Consider the following 5,902-nt stretch of genomic DNA (forward strand, 5'->3'; position numbering starts at 1 on the left):
ACTTAGGAGAGAAGATGCCCCGTACAACGCGCACGCTGGCTCCCGCCGTGGCCCTCGCCGTAGCGGCCGTGCTCGCAGCCCCCATCTCCCCGGCGACCGGCGCGGCGATCACCCCGCCCGCGCGGACGGCCGCCGACCCCGCCTTCGACTTCACCAAGCCCACCGTCGCGGCGACCAACCTGGCGGTCCCGTGGGGTCTGGCCTTCCTGCCCGACGGCAGCGCGCTCATCTCCGAGCGCAACAGCGCCCGCATCCTGCAGATGAAGCCCGGCTCCGCGCCGGTCGAGGTGGCCAGGCTCAGCGGCGTCACGCCGACCGGCGAAGGCGGCCTGCTGGGCATCGCGGTCTCGCCGACCTACGAGCAGGACGGATACGTCTACGCCTATTACACCGCGGCGTCCGACAACAGAATCGTCCGGTTCAAACTGGCGGCTTCGCCGCAGCAGCAAGTGATCTTCTCCGGCATTCCGAAGAACTCCTACCATGACGGCGGCCGTATCCATTTCGGCCCCGACGGAAAGCTCTACGCCGGCACCGGCGACGCGGGCCGGACCGCCAATTCCCAGGACCGCAACAGCCCGGCCGGAAAGATCCTGCGGATGAATCCGGACGGCTCCGCGCCCGCCGACAACCCCTTCCCCGGGTCGGTCGTCTACACCCTCGGCCACCGCAACGTGCAGGGGCTCGCCTGGGGCCCCGGCGGCGTCATGTACAACACCGAGTTCGGCAACAACCGCTGGGACGAGATCAACCACATCGAGGCCGGCGACAACTACGGCTGGCCGAACGTCGAGGGCACCGGCGGCGAGCCGACCTACCACGACCCGCTCGCCGTCTGGCCCACGCGTGACGCCTCGCCCAGCGGCGGCGCCGTCGCGGGCGACACCCTGTACGCCGCCGCGCTCGGCGGACGCCGGCTCTGGACCGTCCCGCTGGACGGCAAGGGCGGCGCGTCCGGCACGCCCACCGCGGTCCTGCAGGGCACCTACGGACGTCTCCGCACCGTCGCCGTCGGCCCGGACGGCTGGCTCTGGGTCATGACGAGCAACCGCGACGGGCGCGGCCAGCCCGCCCAGACCGACGACCGCATCCTCCGCTTCCCGAAGAAGGCCGCCCGCTGACCGACCGCGACACACCCGCGCGGTCGTCACGTCCAAACGGTAGATCGCCCGCCGTCCTTGGGGACGGCGGGCGATCCCGTTGTTCTCCGATCGCGAGGATCAGCCGGGTGCCGGAGTCGCGCCGGCGGCGGCGCGGTGGCGGGCGAGCTGGGTGAGCAGCGCGCCGGTGCTGAGCACGACCGAGCAGCGTTCGGCGGCGTAGGTGATGGCCGAGGCGTGGTGGTCGGCGGAGAAGTCGGCGGTCGCGTCGGCGGCGAAGAACGTCTCGATGTCGCGCATGAACGCTTCGGCCGCCGTCATCAGGCACCCGATGTGGGCGTAGATGCCGGTGATGATGAGCTGGTCGCGGCCGAGGTCCGCCAGGGTGGCGTCCAGCGACGTCCGCTGGAACGCGCTGTAGCGCCACTTGGTGAGCGTGATGTCCTCGCCGCCGGGACGGAGCGGGTCGATGATCTGGGCGGCGCGGGGGTCGGCGGGCACGCCGTCGCCCCAGAAGTCCTGGAGGAGGCCGCGCTGCGCGAGGGTCTGCGCGCCGGGCTGGGCGGTGTAGACGACGGGGACGCCGAGCTCGGCGCACCGGGCCCGCAGGGCGATGATGTTGGCGATGAGCTCGGGGATCGGTGAGACCTCCCGGGCGTAGGCGTCCACGAAGTAGTTCTGCATGTCGTGGATCAGCAGGACGGCCCGGTCCGGGTCCGGGATCCAGCCGACCCGGTTGGCGGGCAGGGTGTCGGGCATCGGATACGAGGTGATTCTGGGCAGGCCCATGACGCTCCTAACGGGGGGCGGCGAGGCCGGCGGCCAGCGCGCGGCGCAACTCGCGCTTGCTGATCTTGCCGACCCCGGTGACGGGGAACTCGCTGACGATCTCGACCCGGTCGGGGATCTTGTAGGGGGCCAGGCCGCGGTCGCGCAGGAAGGCCCGCAGGTCTGCGGCGTCCGGCGCGTCCCCGCGGGGGACGACGACGGCGCACGTCCGCTCGCCGAGGAACCGGTCGGGGACGGCGACGACGGCCGCGTCCCGCACCGCCGGGTGGGCGAGCAGATGGTTCTCGACCTCCTCGGCCGCGACCTTCTCGCCGCCGCGGTTGATCTGGTCCTTCTCGCGGCCCTCGACGACGATGTGGCCGGAGGGCAGGCGGCTGACGATGTCGCCCGTCCGGTAGAAGCCGTCGGGGGTGAACGCGACGGCGTTGTGCCGGTCGGCCCGGTAGTAGCCGCGGATCGTGTACGGCCCCCGGGTGAGCAGTTCGCCGGGTTCGCCGGGCGGCACGTCGGCGCCGGTGGCGTCGACGACGCGGATCTCGTCGTCCGGCGAGATCGGCCGGCCCTGCGTCGTGAGGTGGAACTCCTCGGGCTCGCCCGCGCGGGTGTAGCAGACGAGCCCCTCCGCCATGCCGTACACCTGCTGGAGGTCGCAGCCGAGGGCGCCGCGCACGCGGGCCGCGGCGGCGTTGCTCAGCCGCGCGCCGCCCACCTGCAGCGTCCGCAGGCTCGACAGGTCGTGGCGGGTCGTCCTGGCGGTCTCCATCCACAGCAGCGCGAGCGGCGGGACGAGCCCGGTGAGCGTGACCCGCTCCGCCTCGATCAGCGGGAACGCGACGGAAGGGGTGGGCTGCGGCGCCATCACGACGCGTCCGCCCGCGTGCAGGGCCCCGAAGACGCCGGGGGAGCTCATCGGGAAGTTGTGCGCCGCCGGGAGCGCGGCCAGGTAGACGCTGTCGGGGGTGAGGCCGCAGATTTCGGCGCTCGCGCGGACGCTGTACAGGTAGTCGTCGTGCGTGCGCGGGATCATCTTCGGCGTCCCGGTGGTGCCGCCGGACAGCTGGAAGAGCGCGACGTCGGACGGGTCGGAGTCCGTGAAGGCGCGGCCCGGGCCGGAGACGGTGTCGAGGGGCGTGAACTCCTGCGCGTCCCCGGCGACGAGCACGTGCCGCACGCCGGGCACCTCCTTGCGGACCTGCCGGGCGAGGACGCGGTAGTCGAACCCGTCGTGCTCGTCCGCGATCACATAGGCGACCGCCTCCGCGTGCCGCGCCAGGTGGACGATCTCGCTGGACCGGTGCGCGGGGAGCGTGAACACCGGGATCGCGCCGAGCCGGAACAGCGCGAACGCCGTCTCCAGGAACTCGGGGATGTTCGGCAGCTGGACGATGACGCGGTCGCGGGGCCGCACGCCCAGTTCGGCGAGGCCCGCGGCGAGCCGGGACGCCCGGTCGTCGAGCTGCCGGTACGTCAGGCGGCTGGGCCCGGCGACGACCGCGACGCTCGCGGCGTGCTCGGCGGCCAGCCGGGCGAGCAGCGCCCCGAACGTCTCGCCGCGCCAGTACCCGGCGTCGCGGTAGCGGGCGGCGGCCTCGGCGGGCCAGGGGGTGCAGTGGGGGAGCATCAGAGGTCCCGTTCTATGCCGAGCGCACGCAGGAACGTGCGGAACTTCGCGGTCGTCTCGGCCAGCTCGGCCTCCGGGTCCGATCCGGTCACGATCCCTGCGCCGGCGTAGGCGCGGATCTCGTGCGGCGCGACCTCGGCGCAGCGGAGCGCGATCGCCCACTCGCCGTCGCCGGACGAGTCCGTCCAGCCGACGGCGCCGCTGTAGAAGCCGCGGTTGAACGGTTCGAGCCGCTGGATGGCTCCGCGGGCTAGCTCCTGCGGGGTGCCGCACACGGCGGGCGTGGGGTGCAGCGCCGCCGCGAGGTGGATGGACGCGACGTCGGGGTCGAGGAGCCGGCCCTGGATCCGCGTCGACAGGTGCCACATCGTGGGCGTCCGGGACAGCGCCGGCCTGTGCGGGACCTCCAGGTCGCCGCAGAACTGCCGCAGGCCGGCGGCGACGGCGTCCACGACCATGGAGTGCTCGTACAGGTCCTTCGCCGACGCGAGCAGCGCCTCGCCGGCGCGGGCGTCGGCGTCCGGGTCGGGGTGCCGGGGCGCGGACCCGGCGAGGGGGTTGGCCGTGACGAGGCCGCCGGAGCGCTGGACGAGCAGTTCCGGGCTCGCGCCGAGCAGCGTGCGGCCCCGCAGGAGGTCGACGGCGAAGACGTAGCCGGCGGGGTTGCCGTGGGCCAGGCGGTGGAGCATCGCGGGCACGTCCGCCCGGACGACGTCGTCGAGGTCGAACGCGCGGGCGAGCACGACCTTTTCGAGCGCGCCCTCTTCCAGCTGGTCCAGGGCTTTCGCGACGCTCTGCTTGTAGGTCTCGGGGGACGGCGTCTGCCGGACGGTCCCGAACGCGACGGGCGGCTCGTCCGGCGGCTCCTGCGTCCAGGTCGGGCCGGTCCAGTGGACGGTCGCCGGGACGGTCAGCCGCGCCGGCGTCGTCGTGTCGAAGGGCAGCGCGCCGACCACGATCGGCCGCGGCTGCCCGGCCGCCCGCGCCTCGGCGAGCGTCTCCCGCACCCGGCGCGCGAGCGTCGCCGCCGGGTGGCCGGAGTTGCAGGTCGGGACGGTGGCGGCGGTGCCGCGCGCCAGGAGGGTGTGGCCGGGGGAGCGGAAGAAGAAGGAGTCTCCGGGCAGGTAGGCGCTGAGGAGGTCGGCATGGGGCTCGGTGAGGATGGTCACGAATCGGCTCCGGGGTTCAGGCGCGCAGGGTGGCGCCGCCGTCGACGTAAAGCTCGTGCATGGTGATGTGCCGGGCCCGCTCGGACAGCAGGAAGAGCACGGCGTCGGCGATGTCGGCGGGAGCGGCGATCCGGCCGAGGGGGATGCCCGTGCGGAACGCGGCGGCGTCCCCGGCGATCACGTCGCCGGCGCCGAGGGCCCGCAGCATGGGCGTGTCGGTCGAGCCCGGCGAGACGATGTTGCAGCGCACCCCGTGGGGCGCCATCTCCAGGCCGAGGCAGCGGGTGAGGTGGGCGGCGGCGGCCTTGGACGCGGCGTAGGCGGCCATGCCGCAGCGGGGGACGCCGCCGGCGTTGGAGCCGACGGTGACGATGGCGCCGCGGCGCCGCCGCCGCATCCGGCGGGCCGCGGCGCGGGAGACGACGAACACGCCGGTGACGTTGACCGCGAAGGTCGCGGCCCAGTCGGCGTCGGTGGTGTCCAGGACGGCGGCCGGACGCAGCAGTCCGGCGACGTTGACGAGCTCGGTGACGGGTCCGAGCTCCGCCTCGACCTTGTCGAACACGGCCTCGACGGCGGGGGCGTCGCCGACGTCGACGGCGTGCCCGGTGACGTCCAGGCCGCGTTCGCCGGCCTGGTCGGCGAGTGCGCGCACACGGTCGGCGTCGAGGTCGAGCGCGGCTACGCGGCGGTCATTTCCGGCTAACGCTTCGACCGTCGCGGCACCGATTCCGCCTGCCGCGCCGGTTACCACCGCTATGCCATTGGGAGCCATGGCAGTCCTCGGAGGTTAGGGCTACCTAATTAGGTAAGCCTTGCCTATGATTTGATGATCATGTGGTCCCATGAAGAGTGGACTCGAACACGATCAAGTCGGGCTTGACCGATAATGGCCCAGATTGAGAACTTAGGCAAGCCTTACCTAATTTTTACTTCAAGGAGCGTGACACCATGGAGCGGACCCCGCTCACCCCGGACCGCGTCCGCGCCGATGTGGCCGACGTGCTGAACCTGGACCCCCGGGAGGTCGGCGACGACGTCCAGCTCATCGACCAGGGCATGGACTCGATCCGGCTGATGACCCTGGTGGAGCGCTGGCGTGCCGAGGGGGCCGACGTCGACCTCATCGACCTGGCCGAACAGCCCACGGTCGGGCAATGGGTCGCTCTCCTCGCCCGCTGACCGGCCGCCCCTCGTCGTGCGGCCGCCCCTCGTCCCCGGCC

At 73.1% G+C, this 5,902-nt stretch carries 6 protein-coding genes; 2 read left to right on the forward strand and 4 right to left on the reverse strand.

Annotated elements, in window-relative coordinates; translation table 11 throughout:
* Positions 1–14: 14 nt before the first annotated feature.
* Complete coding sequence (locus tag E1264_RS39105; protein WP_132182047.1) at positions 15–1,121, forward strand: PQQ-dependent sugar dehydrogenase; 1,107 nt, start codon at positions 15–17, stop codon at positions 1,119–1,121.
* 99 nt (positions 1,122–1,220) lie between these two features.
* Here E1264_RS39105 and E1264_RS39110 read toward each other — a convergent pair whose 3' ends face one another.
* The 4 genes from E1264_RS39110 to E1264_RS39125 are packed head-to-tail and all read right to left on the reverse strand — an operon-like array spanning position 1,221 to position 5,454.
* A complete protein-coding gene (locus tag E1264_RS39110) occupies positions 1,221–1,889 on the reverse strand; it encodes an isochorismatase family protein (RefSeq protein ID WP_132182049.1) in 669 nt (222 codons plus the stop codon).
* Positions 1,890–1,896: 7 nt separating this feature from the next.
* Positions 1,897–3,510, reverse strand: a complete 1,614-nt coding sequence (locus E1264_RS39115) for a (2,3-dihydroxybenzoyl)adenylate synthase (protein ID WP_132182051.1) — start codon at positions 3,508–3,510, stop codon at positions 1,897–1,899.
* On the reverse strand, positions 3,510–4,679 hold the full coding sequence (locus tag E1264_RS39120) for an isochorismate synthase (protein ID WP_132182053.1): 1,170 nt from the start codon (positions 4,677–4,679) through the stop codon (positions 3,510–3,512). Before E1264_RS39120 ends, E1264_RS39115 begins: the two co-directional genes overlap by 1 nt.
* A gap of 16 nt (positions 4,680–4,695) precedes the next feature.
* The gene (locus tag E1264_RS39125) at positions 4,696–5,454 is read right to left on the reverse strand and encodes a 2,3-dihydro-2,3-dihydroxybenzoate dehydrogenase (protein ID WP_132182055.1); all 759 of its coding nucleotides are present in this window, start codon (positions 5,452–5,454) and stop codon (positions 4,696–4,698) included.
* A 176-nt stretch (positions 5,455–5,630) separates the two neighbouring features.
* On the opposite strand from E1264_RS39125, the gene E1264_RS39130 reads away from it, so the two are divergent.
* Positions 5,631–5,861 (forward strand): phosphopantetheine-binding protein, encoded by a 231-nt coding sequence (locus E1264_RS39130; RefSeq protein WP_132182057.1) that lies wholly within the window; start codon positions 5,631–5,633, stop codon positions 5,859–5,861.
* Positions 5,862–5,902 lie beyond the last annotated feature (41 nt).

Origin of the sequence: Actinomadura sp. KC216 (assembly GCF_004348535.1) — a bacterium.
In the GTDB taxonomy this organism is placed as follows: Bacteria; Actinomycetota; Actinomycetes; order Streptosporangiales; family Streptosporangiaceae; genus Spirillospora.

Coding starts and splice junctions, on each gene's coding strand:
- E1264_RS39105 (WP_132182047.1), top strand. CDS start 15: ATGCCCCGTACAACGCGCACGCTGGCTCCCGCCGTGGCCCTCGCCGTA.
- E1264_RS39130 (WP_132182057.1), top strand. CDS start 5,631: ATGGAGCGGACCCCGCTCACCCCGGACCGCGTCCGCGCCGATGTGGCC.
- E1264_RS39110 (WP_132182049.1), bottom strand. CDS start 1,889: ATGGGCCTGCCCAGAATCACCTCGTATCCGATGCCCGACACCCTGCCC.
- E1264_RS39115 (WP_132182051.1), bottom strand. CDS start 3,510: ATGCTCCCCCACTGCACCCCCTGGCCCGCCGAGGCCGCCGCCCGCTAC.
- E1264_RS39125 (WP_132182055.1), bottom strand. CDS start 5,454: ATGGCTCCCAATGGCATAGCGGTGGTAACCGGCGCGGCAGGCGGAATC.